The sequence below is a fragment of the Oceanobacillus kimchii X50 genome (genome assembly GCF_000340475.1).
Taxonomy (GTDB): Bacteria; Bacillota; Bacilli; order Bacillales; family Amphibacillaceae; genus Oceanobacillus; species Oceanobacillus kimchii.
Genome location: NZ_CM001792.1, coordinates 1,929,555 through 1,955,576, shown reverse-complemented (window position 1 = coordinate 1,955,576; position 26,022 = coordinate 1,929,555). Strand labels below are relative to the sequence as shown.

At 33.8% G+C, this 26,022-nt stretch carries 25 protein-coding genes and 6 tRNA genes; 27 read left to right on the top strand and 4 right to left on the bottom strand.

What is annotated here, in order from left to right; all coding sequences use genetic code 11:
• Positions 1–262 precede the first annotated feature (262 nt).
• The 12 genes from glyQ to C794_RS10300 all read left to right on the top strand — a co-directional run bounded on the left by glyQ (position 263) and on the right by C794_RS10300 (position 13,557).
• Positions 263–1,144 (top strand): glycine--tRNA ligase subunit alpha, encoded by an 882-nt coding sequence (gene glyQ / locus C794_RS10355; protein ID WP_017797063.1) that lies wholly within the window; start codon positions 263–265, stop codon positions 1,142–1,144.
• Position 1,145: 1 nt separating this feature from the next.
• The gene (gene glyS, locus C794_RS10350; RefSeq protein WP_017797062.1) at positions 1,146–3,224 is read left to right on the top strand and encodes a glycine--tRNA ligase subunit beta; all 2,079 of its coding nucleotides are present in this window, start codon (positions 1,146–1,148) and stop codon (positions 3,222–3,224) included.
• A gap of 109 nt (positions 3,225–3,333) precedes the next feature.
• Positions 3,334–3,963, top strand: coding sequence for a transcriptional regulator CcpN (gene ccpN, locus C794_RS10345; protein ID WP_017797061.1), 630 nt, complete (start codon positions 3,334–3,336; stop codon positions 3,961–3,963).
• 33 nt (positions 3,964–3,996) lie between these two features.
• Positions 3,997–4,812 carry a pyruvate, water dikinase regulatory protein gene (locus tag C794_RS10340; RefSeq protein WP_017797060.1) on the top strand — a complete coding sequence of 272 codons (816 nt, stop codon included), beginning with the start codon at positions 3,997–3,999 and terminating at the stop codon, positions 4,810–4,812.
• A 346-nt stretch (positions 4,813–5,158) separates the two neighbouring features.
• Positions 5,159–6,973 (top strand): DNA primase, encoded by a 1,815-nt coding sequence (gene dnaG, locus C794_RS10335; RefSeq protein WP_017797059.1) that lies wholly within the window; start codon positions 5,159–5,161, stop codon positions 6,971–6,973.
• A gap of 30 nt (positions 6,974–7,003) precedes the next feature.
• Positions 7,004–8,137 carry an RNA polymerase sigma factor RpoD gene (gene rpoD, locus C794_RS10330; RefSeq protein ID WP_017797058.1) on the top strand — a complete coding sequence of 378 codons (1,134 nt, stop codon included), beginning with the start codon at positions 7,004–7,006 and terminating at the stop codon, positions 8,135–8,137.
• 285 nt (positions 8,138–8,422) lie between these two features.
• Entirely contained in the window at positions 8,423–8,932 is a 510-nt protein-coding gene (locus C794_RS10325) for a hypothetical protein (protein WP_017797057.1), read from the top strand.
• An 88-nt stretch (positions 8,933–9,020) separates the two neighbouring features.
• Complete coding sequence (gene cccA, locus C794_RS10320; RefSeq protein ID WP_017797056.1) at positions 9,021–9,410, top strand: cytochrome c550; 390 nt, start codon at positions 9,021–9,023, stop codon at positions 9,408–9,410.
• 75 nt (positions 9,411–9,485) lie between these two features.
• Positions 9,486–10,223 carry a tRNA (adenine(22)-N(1))-methyltransferase gene (locus C794_RS10315; RefSeq protein WP_017797055.1) on the top strand — a complete coding sequence of 246 codons (738 nt, stop codon included), beginning with the start codon at positions 9,486–9,488 and terminating at the stop codon, positions 10,221–10,223.
• Positions 10,195–11,313 carry a Nif3-like dinuclear metal center hexameric protein gene (locus tag C794_RS10310; RefSeq protein ID WP_017797054.1) on the top strand — a complete coding sequence of 373 codons (1,119 nt, stop codon included), beginning with the start codon at positions 10,195–10,197 and terminating at the stop codon, positions 11,311–11,313. The genes C794_RS10315 and C794_RS10310 overlap by 29 nt, the downstream gene beginning before the upstream one ends.
• A 27-nt stretch (positions 11,314–11,340) precedes the next feature.
• Positions 11,341–12,639: a DEAD/DEAH box helicase gene (locus C794_RS10305; protein WP_026133783.1), complete on the top strand. Its 1,299-nt coding sequence runs from the start codon at positions 11,341–11,343 to the stop codon at positions 12,637–12,639.
• 24 nt (positions 12,640–12,663) lie between these two features.
• On the top strand, positions 12,664–13,557 hold the full coding sequence (locus tag C794_RS10300) for a deoxyribonuclease IV (RefSeq protein ID WP_017797052.1): 894 nt from the start codon (positions 12,664–12,666) through the stop codon (positions 13,555–13,557).
• A 41-nt stretch (positions 13,558–13,598) separates the two neighbouring features.
• Here C794_RS10300 and C794_RS10295 read toward each other — a convergent pair whose 3' ends face one another.
• Complete coding sequence (locus tag C794_RS10295) at positions 13,599–13,883, bottom strand: DUF2624 domain-containing protein (protein WP_017797051.1); 285 nt, start codon at positions 13,881–13,883, stop codon at positions 13,599–13,601.
• A gap of 160 nt (positions 13,884–14,043) precedes the next feature.
• Between C794_RS10295 and C794_RS10290 the strand changes: the two genes are divergently transcribed.
• Complete coding sequence (locus C794_RS10290) at positions 14,044–14,412, top strand: hypothetical protein (RefSeq protein WP_017797050.1); 369 nt, start codon at positions 14,044–14,046, stop codon at positions 14,410–14,412.
• Positions 14,413–14,560: 148 nt separating this feature from the next.
• Here the strand turns inward: C794_RS10290 and C794_RS10285 are convergent, their stop codons facing one another.
• Positions 14,561–14,884, bottom strand: coding sequence for a hypothetical protein (locus C794_RS10285; protein ID WP_017797049.1), 324 nt, complete (start codon positions 14,882–14,884; stop codon positions 14,561–14,563).
• An 80-nt stretch (positions 14,885–14,964) separates the two neighbouring features.
• Here C794_RS10285 and C794_RS10280 point away from each other — a divergent pair, with 80 nt between their 5' ends.
• The 13 genes from C794_RS10280 (at position 14,965) to phoU (ending at position 24,814) form a co-directional block, all read left to right on the top strand.
• Positions 14,965–15,603 (top strand): NfeD family protein, encoded by a 639-nt coding sequence (locus C794_RS10280; protein WP_017797048.1) that lies wholly within the window; start codon positions 14,965–14,967, stop codon positions 15,601–15,603.
• A gap of 328 nt (positions 15,604–15,931) precedes the next feature.
• Positions 15,932–17,557: a Na/Pi cotransporter family protein gene (locus C794_RS10275; protein WP_017797047.1), complete on the top strand. Its 1,626-nt coding sequence runs from the start codon at positions 15,932–15,934 to the stop codon at positions 17,555–17,557.
• 593 nt (positions 17,558–18,150) lie between these two features.
• Positions 18,151–18,486: an SCP2 sterol-binding domain-containing protein gene (locus C794_RS10270; protein WP_017797046.1), complete on the top strand. Its 336-nt coding sequence runs from the start codon at positions 18,151–18,153 to the stop codon at positions 18,484–18,486.
• A 588-nt stretch (positions 18,487–19,074) separates the two neighbouring features.
• Positions 19,075–19,149, top strand: a tRNA-Asn gene (locus C794_RS10265).
• Between the two features lies 1 nt (position 19,150).
• Positions 19,151–19,227, top strand: a tRNA-Met gene (locus C794_RS10260).
• An 11-nt stretch (positions 19,228–19,238) separates the two neighbouring features.
• Positions 19,239–19,314 (top strand) — tRNA-His (locus C794_RS10255).
• Positions 19,315–19,333: 19 nt separating this feature from the next.
• A tRNA-Ile gene (locus C794_RS10250) sits at positions 19,334–19,410 on the top strand.
• 12 nt (positions 19,411–19,422) lie between these two features.
• Positions 19,423–19,515, top strand: a tRNA-Ser gene (locus C794_RS10245).
• Between the two features lie 223 nt (positions 19,516–19,738).
• Positions 19,739–19,811: transfer RNA gene (locus C794_RS10240), tRNA-Phe, on the top strand.
• 167 nt (positions 19,812–19,978) lie between these two features.
• Positions 19,979–20,506 (top strand): superoxide dismutase, encoded by a 528-nt coding sequence (locus C794_RS10230; RefSeq protein WP_017797045.1) that lies wholly within the window; start codon positions 19,979–19,981, stop codon positions 20,504–20,506.
• A gap of 107 nt (positions 20,507–20,613) precedes the next feature.
• A complete protein-coding gene (locus C794_RS10225; RefSeq protein WP_017797044.1) occupies positions 20,614–21,888 on the top strand; it encodes an MFS transporter in 1,275 nt (424 codons plus the stop codon).
• 58 nt (positions 21,889–21,946) lie between these two features.
• Positions 21,947–24,028: a peptidoglycan D,D-transpeptidase FtsI family protein gene (locus tag C794_RS10220; RefSeq protein ID WP_017797043.1), complete on the top strand. Its 2,082-nt coding sequence runs from the start codon at positions 21,947–21,949 to the stop codon at positions 24,026–24,028.
• A gap of 129 nt (positions 24,029–24,157) precedes the next feature.
• Positions 24,158–24,814, top strand: a complete 657-nt coding sequence (gene phoU / locus C794_RS10215; protein ID WP_017797042.1) for a phosphate signaling complex protein PhoU — start codon at positions 24,158–24,160, stop codon at positions 24,812–24,814.
• A gap of 23 nt (positions 24,815–24,837) precedes the next feature.
• Here the strand turns inward: phoU and C794_RS21025 are convergent, their stop codons facing one another.
• Positions 24,838–25,395 carry an MltG/YceG/YrrL family protein gene (locus C794_RS21025; RefSeq protein WP_017797041.1) on the bottom strand — a complete coding sequence of 186 codons (558 nt, stop codon included), beginning with the start codon at positions 25,393–25,395 and terminating at the stop codon, positions 24,838–24,840.
• Between the two features lie 12 nt (positions 25,396–25,407).
• Positions 25,408–25,638 (bottom strand): hypothetical protein, encoded by a 231-nt coding sequence (locus tag C794_RS10205; protein WP_017797040.1) that lies wholly within the window; start codon positions 25,636–25,638, stop codon positions 25,408–25,410.
• Between the two features lie 230 nt (positions 25,639–25,868).
• Between C794_RS10205 and rpmG the strand changes: the two genes are divergently transcribed.
• Entirely contained in the window at positions 25,869–26,018 is a 150-nt protein-coding gene (rpmG, locus tag C794_RS10200) for a 50S ribosomal protein L33 (RefSeq protein WP_017797039.1), read from the top strand.
• Positions 26,019–26,022 lie beyond the last annotated feature (4 nt).

The following is a 26,022-nucleotide window of genomic DNA, read 5'->3' as shown; positions in this document are numbered from 1 at the left end:
GAAGAGTATTAAGGATTTACTATGGTTAGCGACTCTAGGATAGTGAAAGCTAGAGGATAGTACCCTTAAGAAGGAACTTTTGAGCAATGAACTATAAAGTGGCTCAGGTACCATGAGCAAGTAGGGTGGAACCGCGGTAAAACCGTCCCTATGTCTATTATAGACATAGGGACGGTTTTTCTTATAAGAAGAGAAAAAAGTGTGCGGGATGACGGTCTTTAATTCCTGTAAGTCTCGCATTATAAAATAAGGAGTTGACAATATGAATATTCAAGAAATGATTTTAACATTACAAAATCATTGGTCAGATCAAAATTGTATACTTATGCAAGCTTATGATACAGAAAAAGGTGCAGGTACGATGTCTCCAATGACATTATTAAGAAGCTTGGGCCCTGAACCTTGGAATGTCGCATATGTGGAACCATCTAGGCGGCCAGATGACGGTAGATATGGGGAAAATCCTAATCGATTATATCAACATCATCAATTCCAAGTAATAATGAAACCATCACCGGATAATATTCAAGAACTATATCTAGAGTCATTAAAAAAATTAGGGATTAACCCATTAGAACATGATATACGATTTGTGGAAGATAATTGGGAGAATCCTACATTAGGTGCAGCTGGATTAGGGTGGGAAGTATGGCTGGACGGTATGGAAATTACACAATTTACCTATTTTCAACAAATTGGTGGACTTGAAGCAAATCCCGTTACTGTAGAACTAACATATGGAGTAGAGCGTTTAGCATCGTATATTCAGGATAAAGAGAATGTATTTGATCTTGAATGGAATAATGGTGTTACCATTCGAGATATCTTTTATCAACCTGAATTTGAACATTCCACATACACTTTTAAACAGTCGGATACGGAAATGCTTTTCAACTTGTTTTCAATGTATGAACAAGAAGCAAAGCAAACCATGGAAAAAAGACTTGTATTCCCTGCATATGATTATGTTCTTAAATGTTCACATACATTTAACTTATTAGATGCAAAAGGAGTTATTTCAGTTACCGAAAGAACTGGTTATATTTCTAGGATTCGTAACTTAGCGAGAAGTATTTCCAAAATATATGTTTCCGAACGTGAAAAATTAGGTTTTCCGATGCTTCAAGAGAAAGGAGCTAATTAAAATGGCACGTGATGTATTAATTGAGATTGGATTAGAGGAATTACCAGCACGTTTTATTGATGATGCAGAATTACAATTATATACAAAAACAAAAAAATGGTTAGAGGAAAATCGGGTATCTTCAGACAACGTTGAATCTTATTCAACACCGAGAAGGCTAGCTGTTTTAGTGAAAAATATGGCTGAAAAACAAACATCTATTGAAGAGGATGTAAAAGGTCCAGCACTTAAAATTGCCAAAGATGAAGAAGGAAATTGGACAAAAGCAGCGCAAGGATTTACGAAAGGACAAGGATTATCAACAGATGATATTATTGTTAGAGAAGTAAAAGGCAATTCCTATATTTATGTTACAAAGCATATTGAAGGAAAATCTATTCAAGAATTATTGCCTGAATTCAAATCGATTATTGAATCCATAACTTTTGGCAAGAATATGCGCTGGGGTAATGAGACTATACGTTATGCAAGACCAATTCGTTGGTTAGTGGCTATGTATGGAGATGAAGTCATTCCATTTGAAATTGCCCATGTAGCTACAAATAATATAACGTATGGACATCGATTCTTAGGTGAAGAAGTAACATTACAGCAACCGGCTGAATATGAGAAAACACTAAAAGATAATTATGTGATTGCAAAAGCAATAGAAAGAGAAACACTGATTGTCGATCAACTGTCAAATCTGGAAAAAGAACATGGTTTTGAAATTCCAGTGGATCAGGAGCTACTGGAAGAAGTGCGTAATTTAGTAGAATATCCTACTGCATTTGTTGGGAAATTTGAAGAAGCTTATCTAGAAATTCCTTCTGAAGTGTTAATTACTTCAATGAAAGAACATCAACGCTATTTTCCAGTTCACAAAAATGGGAAGTTACAGCCTTACTTTATAGGTGTTCGTAACGGAGATGATTATCATATTGAAACAGTTTCCAGAGGTAATGAAAAAGTATTAAGAGCTCGTTTAGCTGATGCAGAATTTTTCTATAATGAGGATCGTAAGCAATCCATCGATTTCTTCCAAGAGAAACTAACGAAAGTAGTTTTTCAAGAAAAGCTAGGTACTTATTCCGAGAAGGTAAAGAGAATGAAGCAAATTGCAGATCGCATTTCAGAAAAACTATCCTTAGCAGTAGATGACAGAAAAAAAATTGAGCGGACAGCAGAAATTTCTAAGTTCGATTTAATGACAAATATGGTCAATGAATTCACGGAATTACAGGGAATTATTGGTGAAAAATACGCGAATCATTTTGGTGAAGATAAAGCTACGTCACAAGCTATAAAAGAACATTATCAACCCAAACATGCTAAAGATGATTTACCACAATCGGTAATCGGTTCCGTGGTTAGTGTAGCGGATAAGTTAGACACAATTGCTGGTTGCATTGCTGTTGGCTTAATACCAACCGGTTCACAGGATCCATACGGGCTAAGGAGACAAGCTGCTGGTATATTGCGGATACTACACAATGAAAAATGGAATCTTACAGTAGAAGAATTAATCGATATTGCATTAGAGGTCTTCCAAGCATCCAGTGTAACGATTAGTGAGAAAACGACCAAAGAATTAATTGAATTTTTCCGTTTGCGAACAGTATATCTAATGAAAGATGCAGGTTTAGAAGTAGACGTTATCCACGCTGTAACTGATCAAAAGATTGGAAATATATTTGTATCATTCGATAAGGCACAAGAATTATCTGGTAAACGAAATGATGAATCATTCAAACCAATCCAGGAAGCTCTCGTCCGAGTCTTAAATTTATCGAATAAAGTAGAAACAAATGAATCGATTAGTGAAGAAAAATTAGAAACAGAATCAGAGAAAAAACTTTATGCGCGTTATTTAGATGTCAAAGAAGTATACCAAAATCAACTCATGCATAATGAAACGAAACTAGCGTTAGCTACACTTGCTCAACTTGCAGCTCCAATTCATTCGTTCTTTGACAACAATATGGTGATGGCAGATGATATAAAAATACGTAATAACCGTCTTGCATTAATACAAGCACTTGCATCTCTAATCCTTCCATATGCTGATTTAAGAAAAATTGAATGGAAACAACAATTTTAGATGGAAAAATAGATGCTTGTTGGTATCATAACTGATACAATTAATGAAGGAAAAAGGTCGCAATCAAAATTAAATAGCAACAAATAGTTGCTATTTGGGTGGTGAAAAAATGGACTTAACAAAACGACAACAGCAAATAGTAGAAATCGTAAAAGCTGATGGTCCAATTACTGGGGAGCATATTGCAGACCGACTAGATTTAACTCGAGCTACCCTTCGTCCGGATTTAGCTATATTAACAATGGCGGGATTTTTAGATGCAAGACCACGAGTAGGGTATTTCTATACGGGAAAAACCGCTTCAGAGTTACTATCTGAAAAAATTAAGAAATATAAGGTGCATGAATTTCAACAGGTGCCTGTGGCAGTCAAAGAAAGTGTGTCTGTATATGATGCAATTTCAACTATGTTCTTAGAAGATGTAGGAACATTATTCGTTGTTGATGATCATGCTTGTCTTACTGGTGTATTATCAAGAAAAGATTTACTTAGAACAAGTATGGGGCACCAAGACTTAACCAGCATCCCAGTGCATATTATAATGACACGTATGCCAAACATTACAGTCTGCCGTAAAGATGATTTGTTAATCGACGCTGCTCATAAATTAATATCAAAACAAATCGATGGACTTCCGGTTGTCAAGGACAGTGATCATGGATTAGAAGTAGTAGGTAGAATAACAAAGACAACAATGACTAAGTTGTTAGTAGAACTAACTACGGATGAAAATATATAATGATTATTGATTCTTAAGAGAGGGGTAATATGGATGTCTACCCAACCAATTATTTATGTTCTTTCTGACTCTGTGGGAGAAACTGCGGAATTAGTAGTTAAAGCAGGTTTGAGTCAATTTAAAAATGGAGATTATAAAATTCAACGAGTTCCATATGTAGAGGATAAAGAAACGATAGATGAGTTTCTTACACTTGCGAAAGATACCGTTAGCATAGTAGGATTTACACTAGTTGATCCTGAATTAAGGGCATATGTAAATCAACAAGCCCAAAAATTAGAAGTAGAAGCCATCGATATTATGGGACCAACAATGGATGCAATGGGAAGAGTTTTTAATCGAACTCCCCGTTTAGAGGCAGGGTTAGTTCATAAATTGGATGAAGACTATTTTAAAAAAATAGAAGCCATCGAATTTGCTGTTAAGTACGATGATGGTAGGGATCCAAGAGGGATAGCACGCGCTGATATCATTTTGATAGGAGTATCTCGGACTTCTAAAACCCCATTATCGCAATATCTTGCTCACAAGAGAATTAAAGTTGCAAATGTACCAATTGTACCTGAAGTAGATCCCCCAGAAGAATTGATGATGGTTGATCCGAAAAAATGTATTGGTTTAAAGATTACAGCAGAAAAATTGAATAGTATTCGAAAAGAACGACTAAAGGCACTTGGACTTGGCGATCAAGCATCGTATGCGAATATGAATAGAATCGAGCAAGAACTAGCATACTTCCAATCTATTGTCGATAAAATTGGTTGTCAGGTCATTGATGTTTCTAATAAAGCTGTGGAAGAAACCGCAAATCAAATATTGCGGTTGAAACAAGAAAATAATGCATTATAAACAGTAAGATGACATTCTGTCGTAAAAGCAGAATGTTTTTCTTTTTACTAGATTATGAGGCAAAATGATAGATATCCATTAAAAAATATATTATAATAATCATTCGTGTGAGCATAACAATACAAAATCCAATTCTGAAAAGTAAAACATTAAGAAGAAAGAAGGATTCTACTACACTTTTGTAGAATCTAAAGAAAGGTAATTAGCGAAAAAAATATTATGAAAGCCTTCTGAGAGTTACTTTTAGCATTTAGAAGGTGTTTTTTTCGGAATAAGAGAAAAATATGTCGAAAACTGAAGGATTTTTTTAAGATGTCACGAATAATATTATAGTATGGTGGTAAAGATGACCAATCAAGTACCAGATGAAATCATTGAACAAGTGAAAAATGCTAATGATATTGTTGATATTATTGGAGAATATATTCAACTGAAGAAACAGGGGCGAAATTATTTTGGCCTTTGTCCGTTTCACGGGGAAAAAACACCTTCTTTTTCGGTATCTCAAGAAAAACAAATTTTTCATTGTTTTGGATGTGGAAAAGGTGGTAATGTATTCACCTTCTTGAAAGAAATAGAAAGTTTTACATTTTATGAATCGCTACAGTTCTTATCAGAGAAGCAAGGAATTGAATTGCCTCAATCATCTATTAAAAAAGAATCCTCTTTATCAGATGAAGATCAACAAGTTCTTACAGCAAATGATTGGCTTATGAAGTTATATCATCATTTACTGAAGTACACGAAAGACGGTAAAGAAGGTTATCAATATTTGAAAGAACGTGGTATAACTGATGAAGCAATGGAGGACTTTCAGATTGGCTATGCTCCGAATATAAAAGACTTTACTTTAGAGTTTCTTACCAAGAAAGGATTTAGTAAACAATTACTTGTAAAAAACGGTATTTTATCAGCACATAATGAACATGATGTAATAGACCGTTTTCGTGGGAGAGTAATATTTCCAATCCGGAATGCTATAGGGAAAACAGTTGGTTTTGTTGGGCGTGCGTTGCATGATGGTGTAGAACCAAAGTATTTAAACAGCCCTGAAGGCGGGTTGTTTCAAAAAAGTAAAATATTATTTAATTTTGATTTAGCAAAAAAGCATATCCGAAAAGAAAATGAAGTTATTTTATTTGAGGGGTCTGTTGATGTTATTAGTGCTTATCAAGCTGGTTTAAAAAATGTAGTGGCTACATTAGGTACAGCTCTGACAGAAGCCCAAGCAAAATTATTAAACCGTTACGTAGAAACAGTAATACTTTGCTATGACGGAGATGATGCAGGACTTAATGCGGCCTACAAAGCTTCTCAATTACTTCGATCGGTAGGATGTGATATAAGAATTGCAAAAATGGATCCTACTGATGATCCAGATAGTTTTATACGAAGTAATGGTATGGAGGCTTTTCAGAACCGGATTATACGAACAAGTGATACGTATATGACCTTTTATATGAGATATTTTCGCAGAGATTATAACTTAAAAGTAGAAGGAGATCGGATTGCTTATATCGAAAAAGTACTAAAAGAACTTTCGATGATTGAGAGCACCCTAGAACGGGAATATTATGTCCAAGAGTTGCATAAAGAATTTAATTTATCTCATGATTCTTTAATGACACAATTACAATCGTATCGTAATAATCAACAGGATTATAGGGATAATCAGCGGTATAACAGATATACTAATAAAAGTATTTCATCATACCAAACCAAGCTTCATCCTGCTTATATTAATGCAGAAAAAAAATTAATTGCATATATGTTGCAGGATTCGTATATTACTGAAAAGGTACAAAACGATTTAGGAGCGGCATTTAATGTTAATGATCACAAAGTAATTGCTACGCATTTATATGCTTATTATGAGGAGGGTAATCCTCCAGATATAGGATTATTTATGGAAAGATTATCCGATGATCATTTAAAGAAACAAGTTGTTGAAGCTGTGATGATGACGGATATTGCAAATAGTACAGATGAAGAAATTGATGATTACATTCGATTTATCTTAAACGAAAGTAATCAAAATGTAAGTATTAAATCCTTGAAAGAAAAGCAAAGAATTGCAGAGCAAGAAAACAATCCAATGGAAGCTGCTAAAATAGCAATGGAAATTATTGAAATTCAAAAACAGCGTAAGCACATGGACTAAAAATTATTTGATTTGGAAGGAGGGGGACTCATGGCCGAACAAAAGCCTTCGCATATGAAAGAAGAAGTAACAGAAACAACGGAAGTAACTACTTTAGAACAAGCTAAGAATAGACTTTTAGAAATTGGAAAAAAACGCGGTTCATTAGCCTATGAAGAGGTGGCAGACGGTTTATCTAATTTCGAACTTGAACCCGAACAAATGGATGAATTTTATGAGTACCTAGAAGAACAGGGTGTTGATGTGATAGGTGAGTCGGAGGATGACCCCGAAATGCAGAAAATCGCTAAAGAAGAGGAATTTAATCTTAATGATTTAAGTGTACCATTAGGCATTAAAATTAATGACCCTGTTCGAATGTACTTGAAGGAAATTGGTAGGGTAAATCTATTGTCTGCTGCGGAAGAGATCGATCTTGCTTCACGTATTGAAGAAGGCGATGAAGAAGCAAAAAGACGTCTTGCTGAAGCGAACTTACGATTAGTAGTTAGTATAGCTAAACGTTATGTTGGAAGAGGAATGTTGTTCTTGGACCTTATCCAAGAAGGAAATATGGGTCTTATCAAAGCTGTAGAAAAGTTTGATTATCGTAAAGGATTTAAATTTAGTACGTACGCAACATGGTGGATACGTCAAGCAATTACTCGTGCAATAGCTGACCAAGCAAGAACAATTAGAATACCAGTTCATATGGTTGAAACGATTAATAAGTTGATTCGGGTACAAAGGTCTTTACTTCAAGACCTTGGACGGGAACCTACTCCAGAGGAAATTGGAGAAGAAATGGAGCTAGGTCCGGATAAAGTAAGAGATATTCTTAAAATTGCTCAAGAACCAGTATCATTAGAAACACCAATTGGAGAAGAAGACGATTCTCATTTAGGAGACTTTATAGAGGATCAAGAAGCGATATCACCATCAGATCATGCGGCTTATGAATTACTAAAAGAACAATTAGAAGATGTTTTAGATACGCTGACAGATCGAGAAGAAAATGTCCTGCGATTACGATTTGGACTAGATGATGGGCGAACAAGAACATTAGAAGAAGTAGGAAAAGTCTTCGGAGTAACTCGTGAACGAATTCGACAAATAGAGGCTAAAGCACTCCGTAAGTTAAGACACCCAAGTCGAAGCAAGCGTCTTAAAGACTTTTTAGATTAAATCAAGAGGTTGGGACATAACAAAAAGTTTTGGTCAAAAGACGGATGATAGTTAGAATAAGCGAAAGAAATATACGGATACTTTTATGGGAAAAGGCTTAGGCGAGATCTTGATGTATAATCATCCGCACCAGCCGCCTTAGGATAAGCGGAGTATATTTCTAAAGCAGATTTTCAATAACCAATCATTCGGATTTATCTTTTGCATAAATACTTTTGGCCCAACCTCTATGTATATCTAAAAAATGGGGTGATCCGGATTTCAAAAGAAAAAACGAAACTTATCATGAATGAAATTAGTTATTGGAAAGAACATCGTTTATTACCCGAGAGATATTGTGATTATCTCCTTGCATTATATTCACAAGGTGGAGAAATAAAAGTAGCAGAAGGCAAACGAAAGAAACATCGAATTGCCTTTGTATATTTTAGTTTAATACTGGTAATGCTAGTAGTTGTATCAACACTTTTTATTTTTTATAATCATTCACAATTACAATTTTTATTATTAGCATTCGGATTAATTTTTAGTGGAATAGGAATTATATTTTTTCGTCCACATCAACAACTTATTTCTTTTATTGGATGGATATCGTTTTTATTGTTCTTATTACAATTATCAATATTGCTAATTCAATTATTTTTTAATCCGTTAATTGTTATTATTATGGTAAGTTTTCAATTTTTTCTATGGTATATCATAGGATATATCCTTAAAGATCGTATTTTAAGAATGGTTGGTCTAATTGCTCTTTTATCTATGTTAATTTATGTCGTTTTTTTAAATTTTCTATGATAATCCTTTAAAATTATTAGATTTTAAAGTACACTATATATAGTCTTTTATATATGCATTAAGGGGATTACATAAGGGAGGAAGCATAATGAAAAAAAACCCGGTTATACCATATGCGATTATTGCTGTTATCGGGATCCTTGCTGTAATTATTATTTCAGTAGTTGGAATTGATCAAAGACAAGCTATTCAAGACGCTGAAGAAAATGGTGGGGAAGAAACCGAGCAATCTGAAGAAGGCGGTGGAGAAACTGCTGGAGGAGATGGAGATGCAGTATTCCAAAATAATTGTGCAATGTGTCATGGATCTGATTTAGCTAGTGGATCTGCACCTGCTTTAACTGAAATCGGAAGCAAATATTCTCAAGAAGAAATTGCTCAGATTGTACAAGAAGGTATAGGGAATATGCCAGCTCAATCTCAAGTACAAGGTGAAGATTTGGAAGCATTAACGCAATGGTTAAGTGAGAAACAGTAATTATAAGTTTAAATGAATGAAAGCTTTCTGCTGAAAATCAGAAAGCTTTTCTTAATGTAGAAGGTGAATAAGGTAATGGGTAAGAGAGTTAGTTTATCAAATCGTTTAAAAAAAGTAGCATCTTATCTTCCTGAAAATGCGAACTTTGCTGATATTGGATCAGATCATGCATATTTAGCTGCATATGTTTGCCAGAACAACCCAAATGCTAAAGCAATTGCCGGGGAAGTCAATATTGGCCCTTTAGAAAGTGCGAAAGATACAATTAACGAATATGGACTGCAAAATCAAATCGATGTTCGTTTAGGAGATGGTCTAGAAGTTATTAGACCAGGGGAAATCAAACAAATTGTAATTGCAGGTATGGGTGGGTCGTTAATTACATCTATACTAAATCAGCATAAAGAAATTGCTTTAGAAGTGGATAGAATGGTGTTACAGCCTAATGTAGATGCTAAAGAATTACGCCAGTGGTTAGATGATCACAAATATCTGTTGATAATGGAAGAAATTATAGAAGAACAAGGTCATATTTATGAGATTTTAGTTGCAGGGAAGGACAAATCAATTAAATCTCCTTATAATGATCTGGAAAAAGAAAAGCAATTATACTTTGGTCCATACTTATTACAAGACAGAAATGATGCATTTATGAAAAAATGGCAGATAGAGAGAGAGAAATTAGAACGTATAGTTAAACAGATGAAGCAAGCAAAACAGATCGATCACGATAAAATTAATCTATTTACAAAAGAATTGGAATGGATGCGGGAGGTCTTAAACAATGAAAAAAACAACATGGAAACACGCTGATTTTTTTCAAGCAATGGATGTTTGGGCACCGAAACATTTAGCCTATGATTGGGATAATGTAGGTCTACAAATAGGAACTTATAACGCTATTACGAGTAGGGTTCTTATTACATTAGATGTTACTGAAAAAGTCGTAGATGAAGCAATAGAAAAGGGCATAAATTTAATTATTGCGCATCATCCACTCTTATTTCAGCCATTAAAACAAATTAATATGGATACACCTAAGGGAAGAACAGTTCAAAAACTAATAAAGAATGATATTACTGTATACGCATCTCATACGAATTTAGATGCAGCAGATGGCGGAGTTAATGATATGTTAGCTAAAGAGTTAAAACTTATTCATCCAACGCCATTAGTTTCAGTATATAATGAGAAGAATTATAAAGTAGTTATTTATGTTCCAACAAGCCACTTGGAAAAGATTCGACAAACATTCGCTGATTCTGGAGCAGGTCATATTGGAAATTATAGTCATTGTACATTCCAAAGTCCGGGGCAAGGGACATTTAAGCCATTGAATGGTACTAATCCATACATTGGGGAAGAAAATAAAATAACACATGTTGACGAATATAAAGTTGAAACAATTGTTCCTGAAAGTAAACTTTCAGATGTTATAATGTCAATTCTCCATGCGCATCCTTATGAAGAACCCGCTTATGATATTTATGCTTTAGAAAATGAAACTACAGATTTTGGAATTGGTCGTATAGGCAACTTAACAGAGCCAAGCACATTAGATTCTTTTATTCAAACGGTAAAAACTCAATTTCAGCTCGAAGGAATCCGTATTTCAGGAAATAAAGATAAAATAATTAAACGAGTAGCTATTTTAGGAGGAAGTGGCGAAAGATATGTTTCCCATGCTATGCGTCAAAAAGCAGATGTGTATATCACTGGAGATATGACTTTTCATATGGCTCAGGAAGCAGCTGAAATGGGATTAACTGTTATAGATGCTGGACATTATATTGAAAAAATTATGAAATATTATACAAAACAAACGTTAGCACAAACAATGAATTTGGACAAAGATTTTATAGAGATATCTGAAATAAATACTGATCCATTTCAGTTTGTATAGATGAAGATAGGAGGTCATTACGTGGGTATGAAATTTGAAGATTTACAATTAAACCCCATTGTAAATGATGTTATTGAGCGATTAAAATTTAAAAAACCTACAGAAATTCAGGAAAAAGTTATTCCTGCTATAATAAAAGGTGATAGTGTAGTAGGACAATCTCGCACAGGATCTGGTAAAACGCATGCATTTTTATTACCTCTTTTTCACAAATTAGAAAGTGATAGAAATGAAGTTCAGTTTGTGATAACCGCACCTACTAGAGAGCTAGCAACGCAATTATATGATGAAGTAAGAAATATAATTACCCTAGCTGATAAGACGAATGAATGGAATGCAAAGTTACTAGTTGGTGGTACAGATAAACAAAAAATGACAGATAAATTAAAGACACCCCCTCATATTATTGTAGGAACACCAGGTAGAATTTTAGATCTTGTTAAAAGTGGAGCTGTGTCTATATATTCAGCAAAATCTTTTGTTGTTGATGAGGCAGACTTAATGTTAGATCTTGGATTTATTGAAGAAGTCGATCAATTATTAGTTCGATCGAAACAAGATATTCAGTTGCTTGTTTTTTCTGCAACTATTCCACAACGGCTACAGCATTTTTTCAAAAAGTATATAAATAATCCATTAATTATAAAAATTAATGAACACTTTTCACCAGAAAAAATGGAGCATAGATTAATTCGAAAAAAACATCGAAATGAAGCTGAAATTATTTGGGAAATTTCTCAGTCCATAAATCCGTACCTTACACTTATATTTACAAATGGTAAAAAACAAGCAAATGAACTTGCAGATGAATTATTAGAATATGGATTAGAAGTAGGAGTTATTCATGGAGGTTTAACCCCTAGAGAAAGAAAACGAGTTTTAAAGGAAATTCAAAATCTTAGATATCAATACGTTGTGGCTACTGATTTAGCTGCGAGAGGAATTGATATTAAAGGTGTTAGCCATGTTATAAACGCTCAAATTCCAAAAGAAGAAGCTTTTTATATTCATCGAGTTGGTAGAACTGCTAGAGCTGGTTTAGAAGGAACAGCCATAAGTATATATGATGACAATGATTTGTTATTAATTCAACGATTAGAGCAAAAAGGCTTAATATTTGAATTTGTAGAAGTAAAAAATGGAGAATGGAAAACAGATCCTTCGTGGAATGAACGACAACGTCGTCAACAAGTAGATACTTCCATCGATAAAGAGGCTTGGAAACGAGTATCTAAACAGAAAAAAGTAAAACCTGGTTATAAGAAGAAGCAAAAACGCCAACAACAAGAGATTAAACGACAATTAACTAAAAGAAAGAAAAAGTAGGGTAAGGAAAGAGGAGGAATCAAAATGGTAAAGATTGGTTCACACGTTTCAATGAATGGCAAAAAAATGTTACTAGGCTCAAGTGAAGATGCTGCTCTATATGGAGCAAATACCTTTATGATATATACAGGAGCCCCTCAAAATACAAGAAGAAAACCTATAGAAGAGTTGAATATTGAAGCAGGGAAAGAACATATGGAAGCTAATGGAATTCAAGATATTGTTGTACATGCACCATATATAATAAATATTGGTAATTCTATCAAGCCTGCGACTTTTGAGTTGGGAGTTAATTTTTTAAAAAATGAAATTGATCGTACAGAGGCATTAGGTGCTAAACAAATTGTACTTCATCCAGGAGCACACGTTGGAGAAGGTGCTGAAAAAGGAATTCCGAAAATAATTGAAGGTTTAAATGAAGTTCTAGATCCAAATAGTACTGTCCAAATAGCATTAGAAACGATGGCTGGAAAAGGTTCTGAAATAGGACGTACGTTTGAAGAATTAGCTCAAATTATTGATGGAGTAACTCACAATGACCGTCTATCTATTTGTATGGATACATGTCATATTCACGATGCGGGTTACAATGTAGTAGAAGATTTTGATGGAGTATTAGAGCATTTTGATAAGATCATTGGTATAGATAGATTAAAAGTTATCCATGTGAATGATAGTAAAAATGAGCAAGGTGCCCATAAAGACCGTCATGAAAATATTGGCTTTGGTTATATCGGCTTTGATGCTTTACACAAAGTAGTTCATCACCCACAATTATCAGATCTACCTAAGATTTTGGAAACACCATTTGTAGGTATGGATAAGAAAAATAAAAAACCTCCTTATAAACATGAAATAGAAATGTTAAAAGAAGGTAATTTTGATAATCAATTAAAAGATAAAATATTGGAAGCGTAAATTAGTGAAGTTGATTATAAATCTTTATGATCAGCTTCTTTTTAATTAAAGAGATGTCCTAATCCGTAAGATTGAATAACTTCATCCATTAAAGCTTGAGCTTGTTGCGCTGTCTGTGGATCTGTAATCGAAGATAATTCATGAAACATACGATCACGGTCACTTGCTTTAAATGGATCAGGGGAATTGGTTCTCAAATAGTTAATGATTTGTCTTGCTTGGTGTTCAGTTATGTGAAAATTATACTGTTTGCTGTAATGTAGTAACTCACCAACCGTCAAATTGCGTACTTTACTTTTAACCATTTCTTTAATAAAAAATGACATATTCTTCTCTCCTTTTCACACTCATATATAGATATGCAAAAAAATAAAAAATGACAACATTTAAGATTGGATAGATAACCACATTTTAACAGTTTCGAATAGTAACTGTCTCCATAAAATAAGGTCGTATCAAAATATATGTTGGAGGGAGGATTTTATGATGGAAGATGAAAGAAAAAATCATACAGAGGATGCACCGCATTATGGGGATGATGAACATCCTTCTTTTATTGGACATGACTTAGATAGTAAGAGAAATGAAGAATATGCACAAGAATTTACTGCTGATGATCTAAGGGATAGCGAAGTTCCAGAAGAAGACGCAAATCCAGGGACATTTTATGGTTGGGCAGGGATCGCGCTAGCCTTGATTTCATTCTTTGTTTGGCCAATAATATTAGGGTCTGCAAGTATCATCTTCGGTTTTGTAGCTAGAAGTAGAGATATAGATGTACTTGGAAATATCGCAATTGGATTAGGAGTAATTTCAATGGTGATGTCTTTATTCGTTATCCCGTTTCTTTTTTAAGGCTGTTCAATCAGCCTTATTTTTTTACTTAGAAAATGACAAAATTTGTATACTATATACAACTAATTAGCTTGACAGCCACGTCCAGCCCAAACGCTCAGAAACTAGGCGATTTCGTGAAGTCGTTCTAGTTCTTTTAATACATTTTTTACTCTTTCTCTAAAGGAAAATAATAAACATGATCTATTTTTATTTCAGTTGGTTCTGTAGTTGGATTTAAATTCCGAAATTCTTTCAGCAGTTTGTCGATTTTAATCTCTGAGGTTCTTCCTTGATGCAGGCTTTCGATTATGCTTAAAACGGTATCTCCAGGTAGTACTTTTACTGGTATGATATTAAATTGGGCATGTTGACTTCGAACACTTGGTTCTTTTGTAAAATCGTTATTATTAATATTAGTTAAATCTTGAAATATACTTATGAGAACCAATATAATTAATATGGATAATAATAATTTTTTAAAGGGATGCATAGTTGTCTTGTCTCCTTTTATGAAACCTTTTTGTACTTAGATCGTAATTATAGATAGAGAGAGGAAGGGGCGAGTAGAGTATGGATTTATTTGATGTACAATGGATTGGTTTTCTTGCGTTATTTTTAGGAACATTATTCTTATTAGGTGAAGTATTAGTAAATATGCGTGGAATATTTGGTTTATTAGGAATTGGATTTATTTCTGTTTATTTTACAGCTTATTTAGATACAGACTCAGTCTTACTTATCGTTATTGTTTATTTTATTGGTTTATTACTAATAATTATTGACGGGAAAATTGTTAATGATGGAACTCTTGCAACACTGGGTCTTGGTACAATGATTGCTGCTGTAGCGCTACCACAACCAGATTTAGCAAGTGGGTTATATGCAGTTATTGCGCTACTTTTCGGTACAGGATTATCATTGGTATTTTTAAAAGTTTTTAAACGTAGGAAAATGTGGACAAAATTAGCTCTTATGGATCAGTTAACGAAAGAAGCAGGATACAGTTCATTATCAAAAGAGTATGAAGATTTATTAGAAACAGAAGGAGAAGCACTAACAGACTTTAGACCTTCAGGTACAGTTGAGATAAATAAGAAACATTATAGTGCAGTAACTGGCGGACAATGGTTAGAAAAAGGTTCAAAAGTGAAAGTGGTAGAAGTTGATGGAACCAAAATTCGAATTGAAAAAATAGATTATAGTGAGTAGATAAGTTTTAAATCCCGAAATTAAATCTTTCTTTTTGATAAAAGAGGTTTGATTTCGGGATTTTTGTGCTACAAGTAAATGAATTATAAAAATCAGATTTTGTAGCTTTTTGTAATTGGAAATTAATTATAAATGAAAGGGCACATATAAAGAAATAATTGTACAAAAATAAGGTAACTAAAGCTGTCATTAATAATTTGTAAAGAAATGTTAAGAGTATGTAAATTTTTCAAAAGTACCTTTACAAAGAGTATAATATCATCAATAATGGATAAGGCACAAAATTCTACAAGAAAAAACATAAGCCTTAGAAGGGATGAAGTAATACGTGGATATCGATGTACAAACACTATTAATTGAATTTATCGGAGGTTTAGGAATATTCCTGCTAGGTATTAAATACATGGGTGATGGTTTACAAAAATCAGCAGGCGATCGTCTTCGAGATATTCTGGATCGCTTTACAAGCAATCCGTTTCTAGGAGTACTCGCTGGTATAATTGTTACTGTACTTATACAAAGTAGCTCCGGAACAACAGTATTAACTGTTGGGCTGGTAAATGCAGGTTATATGACTTTAAGACAGGCTATTGGGGTAATTATGGGTGCCAATATCGGTACTACAGTAACTGCATTTATAATTGGTATTGATTTAGGTGAATATGCATTGCTTATAATGGCTCTTGGTGCTTTCTTATTATTCTTCTTTAAGAAACCAATCGTCAATGCAGCAGGACAAGCTGTATTTGGTTTTGGTTCCCTCTTCTTTGGTTTAGAATTAATGAGTAGTGGAATGTCGCCACTTCGCTCTTTAGAAGCGTTTCATGAACTTACTGTATCAATGAGCGAAACTCCAATCTTAGGAGTAGTAATTGGAACGGTATTTACATTAATTGTTCAAAGTTCATCTGCAACAATAGGGATATTACAAGGATTATATTCTGAAGGTGCAATTGAATTAGGCGCTGCTCTACCAGTATTATTTGGGGATAACATAGGAACAACAATAACTGCAATTATTGCTAGTATTGGTGCATCTGTAGCTGCAAAAAGAGCGGCATTAACTCACGTAACTTTTAATTTAATAGGAGCAACTGTCTTCTTATTACTGTTAATACCATTTACAAATTATGTTGCATTTTTACAGGATTGGCTCAATCTAAATCCAGAAATGACAATTGCTTTCGGGCATGGAAGTTTTAATATTGCTAATACAATTGTACAATTTCCATTTATAGCAGCTCTTGCCTGGTTTGTAACTAAACTTATACCTGGTGATGACACAATCATTGAATATAAACCAATGCACTTAGATCCAATATTCATCCAACAATCTTCATCTTTAGCATTGGATCAAGCAAAAGCTGAAGTTGTAAGAATGGGTAGCTATGCGCATAAAGGTCTTGAAGAAACACATTTATATGTGACAACACAAAATGAAAAGAATTCTGAGATGGCGTTGCAAGTTGAAGGTGCCTTAAATAATCTAGATAGAAAAATCACGGATTATTTAGTTGAAATTGCGTCAACATCTTTATCAGAAGTTGAAAGTGCTGAGCACACTGCTCTTATGAACACTGTACGAGACATTGAACGTATAGGTGATCATTTTGAGAATATATTGGAATTGATTGATTACAAAATGTCAAACAAAGTAATTTTAACAGACCAAGCTATGGAAGACTTAAATAATATGTTTGATTTGACTGCTATGACAGTAAAACAGGCAATTGAATCATTAGAACTTAAAGATAGAGAAGCAGCACTAGAAGTTATTCAAAAAGAAGATCAAATTGATAAAATGGAGCGCAAATTCCGTAAAAGTCACATCATTCGTATGAATGAAGGTCTATGTAACGGATCAGCAGGGATTGTCTTTGTTGATATTATTAGTAACCTTGAAAGAATTGGCGACCATGCTGTGAATATTGCAGAGAATGTATTAGGTGAATAGGAAAATTAATTATAAAAAATCGTAGAGAGGTGAAAACTTCTCTGCGATTTTCTTTATAAATAATAAATTTACTATTAATTTTTAGGTATTACTTTTTTTGTAGGCTATTATTACAGGTTAAAAACTAAAGACAATTTTTATTTTTTACATACTATTCATATGCAGAAAACGCGATTATTTGACCATTTTTATATAGTGAATCATCAGTTAAATGTACCAAAATAATGTCTTAAAAAATTAGTGAATGCGCTTGAATTTGATTCAATAAGAAGTGTTTCTATATAATTTATTCTTAACACTTAAGTCCATCATCTTAAGTTATTTGGTATTAAAGCCGAATGTTACATTGGTAGATTCCAATTGCAGACAGTTCCATTTTAGTAGGTACGGATGAGAATCAATTTTTCCTATTATTGAAACATTTCATTAGTTATTCGTTATTTAATTAAACTTGCCAATTATGAAATTGACTCATGTTAGCAATCAACTAATTTTAATTTTTTTGCCGTAACCAATAAATAATGATGTTAGATAAATTTGTCTTTTCAGATCAATCTGGTATTAGTAATATAGAAGTAAAGGAGGGTTATTAAATGGGGGAGATAGAGAAATTAGTAGAAGAATTAGAAAATCAATTAAAGATTAATCCGGAGATTGTGAATGAAATTGAAAGTGTTGTAAAAGTGTCTTTAAAAGATACAAAGGAAGAGTATATTCTCTTTCTAAAAGGAAAAAATCCTTATGTTACTCAAGAAAAAATAAATAACGTAGATTGTCTGATTCAAATAGATACAAAAGATTTCATTAAACTTGCAAACAACAAATTGAATACGACTATGGCTTATATGACGGGAAAATTAAAGGTGAAAGGTAATATCGCTATAGCACTTAAATTACAGGAAATACTTCAAAAATATAATGCAAATTAATTAATGAAACAGAAAAGTTTTGATTGAAAATTTTAAATAGTGTCTATGAATTTGAATAGCTTCCTTTACCACAGTCAAGCTCAAGCTCAACTAGGGAAAGTTTATTCTTCCTAGTTGATTTTGATTTGTTTCGCCATATTCTCCATGTAGTTCAGTTGTTGTAGCAAAGATTAACCTCCATCAAGTTTCAATTCTTCAAACTTAATTTACTGAACTCTTTAATCTGTGTATCAATTCTATAATTACTAAGAGTGGTTTATTAATGTATAGGAAGTATTAGGGAAGTAGAACCTGGCCTTTAACTTACGCTATTTCTACCCATATAGTATAATAAACTAATATATTGAAGTAGGAAATATTCAAAATAAAAGAAATTTGACCGGGTTTAACTGAAAAAAATAAAAAAATGCATAATCTATTAAAATTTATGTTGAAATATGAAAAAAAACGTGCTATTATAAATTTTGCAGTCGAAAAACGAAATAAAAACTTTTGCAAAGACGCAAAAAAATGTTTGACAGATTTTGTTAAACATGATAAATTATATTTCGTTGCTGTTATTACATAAACAAGACTTTTAATGATTATTCCACAGTAGCTCAGTGGTAGAGCAATCGGCTGTTAACCGATCGGTCGTAGGTTCGAATCCTACCTGTGGAGCCATGGCGGTGTAGCTCAGCTGGCGAGAGCGTACGGTTCATACCCGTGAGGTCGGGGGTTCGATCCCCTCCGCCGCTACCATATAAATCATGGCGGTCGTGGCGAAGTGGTTAACGCACCGGATTGTGGCTCCGGCATTCGTGGGTTCAATCCCCACCGGTCGCCCCATGATTAAAATTAAGTAGAAGGACCCTTAGCTCAGTTGGTTAGAGCTATCGGCTCATAACCGATCGGTCGCAGGTTCGAGTCCTGCAGGGTCCACCATTTAACCAATTCGGAGGTATACCCAAGTCCGGCTGAAGGGATCGGTCTTGAAAACCGAGAGGCGGGTCAAACCGCGCGGGGGTTCGAATCCCTCTACCTCCTCCATACATATTTTATATCGATCATAGCGTGTAGCTTAGTTGGTAGAGTTACAAGTGTAACTTCCAGTGATGTAGACTTCTCTCTATAAACTTGAAGATGCAGGTGTTATCACTTAGTAAAAACAATTGTAGTGTGGAAGTGTGACTTACTGATGAAAATTTGATATAAGAACGGTATATAAATTAATATCAGAATTAGTTTAAATTAGTTAAAATTAATTTAATATGGCTTGGTAGCTCAGTCGGTAGAGCAGAGGACTGAAAATCCTTGTGTCGGCGGTTCGATTCCGTCCCGAGCCACTTTTAAAAACAAGCAAAAGCTTGTTTTTGTATTTGAAGATGAAATCGAATACAAAACATTGGAAATATAAAGCATATCGTTTGCAACTGCTTAAAAGCTTTGATAATCTTTTTACTATAAAGGGACATAAACCTTTACATCATTTATTTTGAGGAGGAAGATAAACATGGCAAAATTTGAATTACCTGAATTACCATATGCATATGATGCATTGGAAGGACAGGCAGATCTTCAAAGTAAGTCTGTAGAAGAATTAATAAGCAATCTCGATGCAGTCCCTGAAAGTGCAAAAACTGCAGTACGCAACAACGGTGGCGGACATGCTAACCACAGTCTATTTTGGAAGTTACTATCACCAAATGGTGGCGGTGAGCCAACAGGTGAATTAGCTGATAAAATTAATGCTAAATTTGGCTCATTAGACAAATTCAAAGAAGAATTTGCAACAGCTGCAGCAGGACGTTTCGGTTCTGGCTGGGCATGGCTAATTGTTAACAACGGAGAACTAGAAATTACAAGCACACCAAATCAAGATTCACCATTAATGGATGGTAAAACTCCAATTTTAGGACTTGATGTTTGGGAACATGCTTATTACCTTAAGTATCAAAATAAACGCCCAGAATACATTTCAGCATTCTGGAATGTAGTTAATTGGGATCAAGTAGCGAAAAACTACGAAGAAGCTAAGTAATATACAACTATAAATTAAAACACGTGAAATGAATTTCACGTGTTTTTTTTTGTATAGATACGCCTCCTTCGCAAAAAATAAAGTTTGAAAAGAAGGAGTCGTTTATGATGTTCCAACAAATAAACAATTATTATCAAAAACATAAAATTGAAAATCGTGACTTAGTTATTCTTTTATTGATTGGTGGATTATATTCAGGAGGTATTTTCTTATCTAATACATTTGTTAACGTTTATATCTGGAAACAATCTGGAGAATTAATAACAATAGCTAATTATAATTTAGCTAGTTATATTTTCCAGGCACTTGCGTTTGTATGGGCAGGGAAGTTATCCAAAGCCATTGATCGCATACTTATTTTACGCGTTGGTATACTATTTCTTTGCCTATTTTTTGTTTGTGTCTTGTTTATTGGGGAGTTGGCAGCTTATTATAACTTTATACTAGGGTGCTTAATCGGTATTGGTTACGGATTTTTTTGGTTAGCATTTCATGTTATGACTTTTGAAATTACGGAGCCGGATACAAGAGATATGTTCAATGGCGTGTTCGGCATTTTAAGTTCATTTGCAGGTATGGTTGGCCCATTATTAGCTGGCTTTATCATTGCGAATATGGTAGATGATGTCGGATATAATGTAATCTTTGGAATTTCTTTTCTGTTGTTCGCTTGTGCAGTGATCGCGAGTTTTTTCATCGTAAGAAAAGGGTCAAAGGGATTATTTGCTATAAAGCATATAGCAAAAGAAAGGAAAAGAAACAAAAATTGGAAAAGGGTTTTACATTCTCATTTTTTTCAAGGATTAAGAGAAGGTATTTTTGGGTTTTATATCACAATTTGGGTGTTTCTCGTTACAAATAGTGAACTCGCCCTTGGGACGTTTAATATGTTTTTATCCGGTTTATCGATTGTCTTTTATCTAATTGCAGCAAAATATATTAAACCACATTTAAGGAAAAAATCGATATTAGTAGGTGGATTGTTATTATTTGCTTCCATATTTATCATCATTTTTGAAGTGAATTATACATTATTGATGGTATATGCTGTAGTTATAGGGGTTGCCTATCCAATCTTGAATGTACCATTTGTTTCGATGACTTTTGATGTAATTGGAAAAGCATACAAAGCTGCTGAAATGCGTGTGGAATATATAGTTATACGAGAAATCTTCTTAAATTTAGGCAGAGCATTATCGATAACTGTTTTTATACTAGCGATTATATTTTTTGAAGAAGAACAAATTATCCCAACTTTGCTGATTGTTTTTGGAGCTGGTCACCTTGTTATTTATTTCCTCATTAAAAATATCCATATAGGAACCAAAAAACCAAAAGAAATTTTAATAAAAGAGCAAATTACAGACGAAAAAAAACGTTAATTATGGTAAAATCAAACAGAGGAAAATATTGTACTAAATTATTGGGGGAGAAGAGATATTGAGTAAGGATAATAAAAAGAAACGAGCCCAACTTCCCTTTCGGATAAATATATTATTTTTTGCAATCTTTTTGTTGTTCTCTGTATTAATTTTGCAACTAGGGGTTGTACAAATTTTGAATGGGGAGGCTCACCAAGAAGAAATTGAGCGAACAAATATTGACACGACGAGTGTACCTGTTCCGAGAGGAAAAATATTAGACACAAATGGAAATGTAATTGTAGATAATAAAGCGATGTATTCTATTACTTATACGCCACCAAAAGGCGTACAAGCGAAAGATCGCTTAGAATTAGCTCAAAAGTTAGCAGAGTATATTGATATGAGTCAGGAAGACCGGTTAAAACGTATTACGGATAGAGATAAGCGGGAATATTATTATTTACTTAATCAAAAAGATGTAGACGAGAGGTTAGAGGACCTAGATACTTCCGAAATGGACAATGCAGATGTATATAACCATACATTGGATTTGATTACCGAAGAAGAAATTAGTGATTTCTCTGATGATGATATGGAAATTATCGCTATAAAAAAAGAATTGGATAAAGCTTACTCATTGACTCCACAAGTTATAAAAAATGAAGATGTTACTGCGGAAGAATATGCAACTGTTGCAGAGAATTTGGATAAATTACCAGGGATAAATGCGACCACAGATTGGGATCGAGTATATCCTTACGAGGATACCTTAACGAGTCTGTTGGGAAGTATAACAAGTCAGCAGCAAGGAATTCCAGCTGAAGATGTGCAAGCTTATTTAAGTAAAGGATATAGCCGGAACGATAGAGTAGGAAAAAGTGGTTTAGAACAGCAATATGAAGATTTCTTGAGAGGTAGAAAAGAACAGATTCAATATGAGACGAGAAAAGATGGTACGATAGTAGGAACGGAAACCGTAGTTGAAGGGCAACGAGGAAAAGACCTCGTTTTAACGATTGACATGGAATTTCAAGAAAAAGTAGACGAAATAGTATTAGAAGAATTTAAGGATGCTAAAGAAAAATATCCTGGGCCTAATCAGTACCTAACGAACGCTTTTGCAGTAGTAATGAATCCAAAAACAGGCGAGTTACTGGCAATGTCTGGCGTGAATTATGATAAAGAAAAGGGAGAATACAATGATGCCGCATTTATGGCGTTAGCAAGTGCATATGAACCAGGTTCGTCAGTGAAAGGTGCCAGTGTATTAGCAGGATATGAATCGGGTGTGATTTCACCAGGACAAGTGTTTTTTGATAACCCAATTCGAATCGCTAGTACACCAGTAAAAAAATCAGTTTCAAATTTAGGTCATGTAAACGATTATCAAGCTTTGGAAAAGTCTTCAAACGTCTACATGTTCTATATCGCTTTACGAATGATGGGAGAAAACCGACATCCATATCCAGATAACTCTAGCCTTAATGCAAGTTGGAGTGAATACAACAATGCACTAAATGATTTACAAAATTATTTTAATCAATTTGGTTTAGGTGCCTCTACGGGTATTGATTTTCCGTATGAATCTACTGGAGTTCGTTCAAATAGCGCACCCAATCCTGGTAATGTTCTGGATTTTACAATTGGACAATATGATACGTATACGACTTTACAATTAGCACAATACGTTTCAACGATTGCTAATGATGGTTATCGTGTACAACCACATTTCCTAAAGCAAGTTCATGATCCAATTGCTTCATTTGATGAATTAGGTCCAGTGTATTATACAAAAAATACGCAAGTAATGAACAGAATAGATATGAGTCAATCTGAAATTGAACGCGTACAAGAAGGTTTTAGAAGGGTTTATAGTACAGGAACAGCAAGAAATTATTTTAATAGCGCGGATTATACTGCTGCTGGGAAGACGGGTACAGCTGAAACATCCATTTATGAAGATGGGAAAAAGCTAGCTGATACCAATAGTCTTTCACTGGTTGGCTATGCACCATTTGATGAACCAGAAGTTGCGTTTGCTGTAATAGTTCCACATACTGGGGAAGGAAATGGAATAAATAATAAAATTGGCAGACGTATCCTTGATGCTTACTTCGAAGTGAAGGAAGAACAAGATGAAGAAGAAGCAGTTGATTGATAAAAAACAGTGAATCCAACATGGATTTGCTGTTTTTTTATAAATGATTACATAGAGTTTACAAACGATTAATATTCAACCTTTATAATTGGGTACATATATAAACTATTTATTATGGGAGGAACTTATATGTCAACACGAAATCAGTTCCAAGATGAGCTTCAAGAACTATATGCGGATATCCTTCATATGGCGGATTTAGTTGGTGAGGCATTGGATAAATCAATGGAATCTTTAATTCAACAACAGCAAGAAATGGCAGAGAATGTTATAGCTAAAGATAATGAAATTGACAAGTTAGAACAAAGTATTAATGATAAAGCGATTTTACTTATTGCAAAACAACAACCTGTAGCAACAGACTTAAGAAGAATTGTATCTGCATTAAGGGTTATGATAGATATTGAGCGAATGGGGGATAATGCGAAGAATATCGCTAAATCAAGCATAAGGCTACTTGATAACCCTTCAAGTGTACCTCCTGATCTTTCGCATATGCACCATCAAGTCAAAAAGATGCTTCACACAGCAGTATTGGCATTTGACCAAGAGGATATTTCGCTTGCTGGAAAGTTAGCGGAGTTGGATGATGAAGTAGATCGTGTCTATAAGCGTGTAGTTAGTGACCTGTTATACGAAACAGCTACTCGACCTGATCAAATAGAATATGTAATGCAAATGTCCTTTTGCGCAAGATACTTGGAGCGATTCGCAGACCATATCACAAATATTGGTGAAAGCATATTATATATGGTCAAAGGAGAAAGTGTGAATTTAAATAAATAGCACAGCATTTCGCTGTGCTATTTTTAATTATAGCTTGTAATTACTTCCGCTATTTCAAAATGAGACATATCGCTTGTTAATTCAAATGTGCCTGGCTTCACGTTAATTGCATAATCATTATCTTCTAAGTAGTCATTAAAGTCAGAAGCACTTTCAATAATATCTTCATTTTCTAGTATATCGCTAATTTGAGAAGAAGCCATTCCAGTTTCAATAGTAAGCTTATATTCTTTTGGAGAATCTTCTTCAGATTCTTCTTCATTGGATGAATCTTCTTCAGTTGTTTCTTCTTCCTCTTTATTATTATTTTCGGTTTCTTCTTTATTCTGTTCAGCGTCTTCATCTGTTGATTCACTGTTGGTATCAGTATTTTTTTCTGAATCGTTTCCATTTACACTATAAGATATGTATTCTTCTTGGGAAAGAACCGCGTAACCTTGATCTTCTAATACAGGAATGAGTTCTTCTGCTTTAACATCTTCAATAGGTGTTTGCGAATCTTGTACTAGATAGAATACAATCAGAATAATTAAGGCACTTGTAAACAAACCGAGTGAAAAAGCTCGAATATGATGTTTCATTGATTTACTCCTTTAATTATTGATAAGATTACTATTTTCTCTTTTATGATCAGTTAAATCACTAGGTAATAGTTCTTCCTCAAGTACTTTGATTTTCTTTTTTAATTGATATGTATCTTGCATCGTTGTAATCGACATTTGTTCTAACTGTGATTCTACTTCTTCAATTCTATCATTCATAAAATAAGATAGAATGAATAGAACAATTGCAACCACGATAATAGCGATTATCGCATAAAACATTTTATTCCCTCCTTCATATTCATTAATAGTTATACCATAAAAAGACAATGGAATCATCATTATTCTACTAATTTTTATCATTACTATAATTATGGAAATAAGTTAACAGCTGATTTTCATCCATTATTGCAGTAAACAATCTTGATAATTACTGGAAAGTTTGATAATATAATTAAAGTCTGTACGATTATGTATGAAGAGGCAAGTTGAAAAGTTTGGAGGGATAAAATATGCGCGTAAATATAACTTTAGCTTGTACGGAAACGGGAGATCGTAACTATATCTCTACAAAAAACAAGCGTACAAATCCTGAACGTATTGAGCTTATGAAATACTCACCACGTCTAAAAAAACACACGTTACATCGTGAAACAAAATAATGTT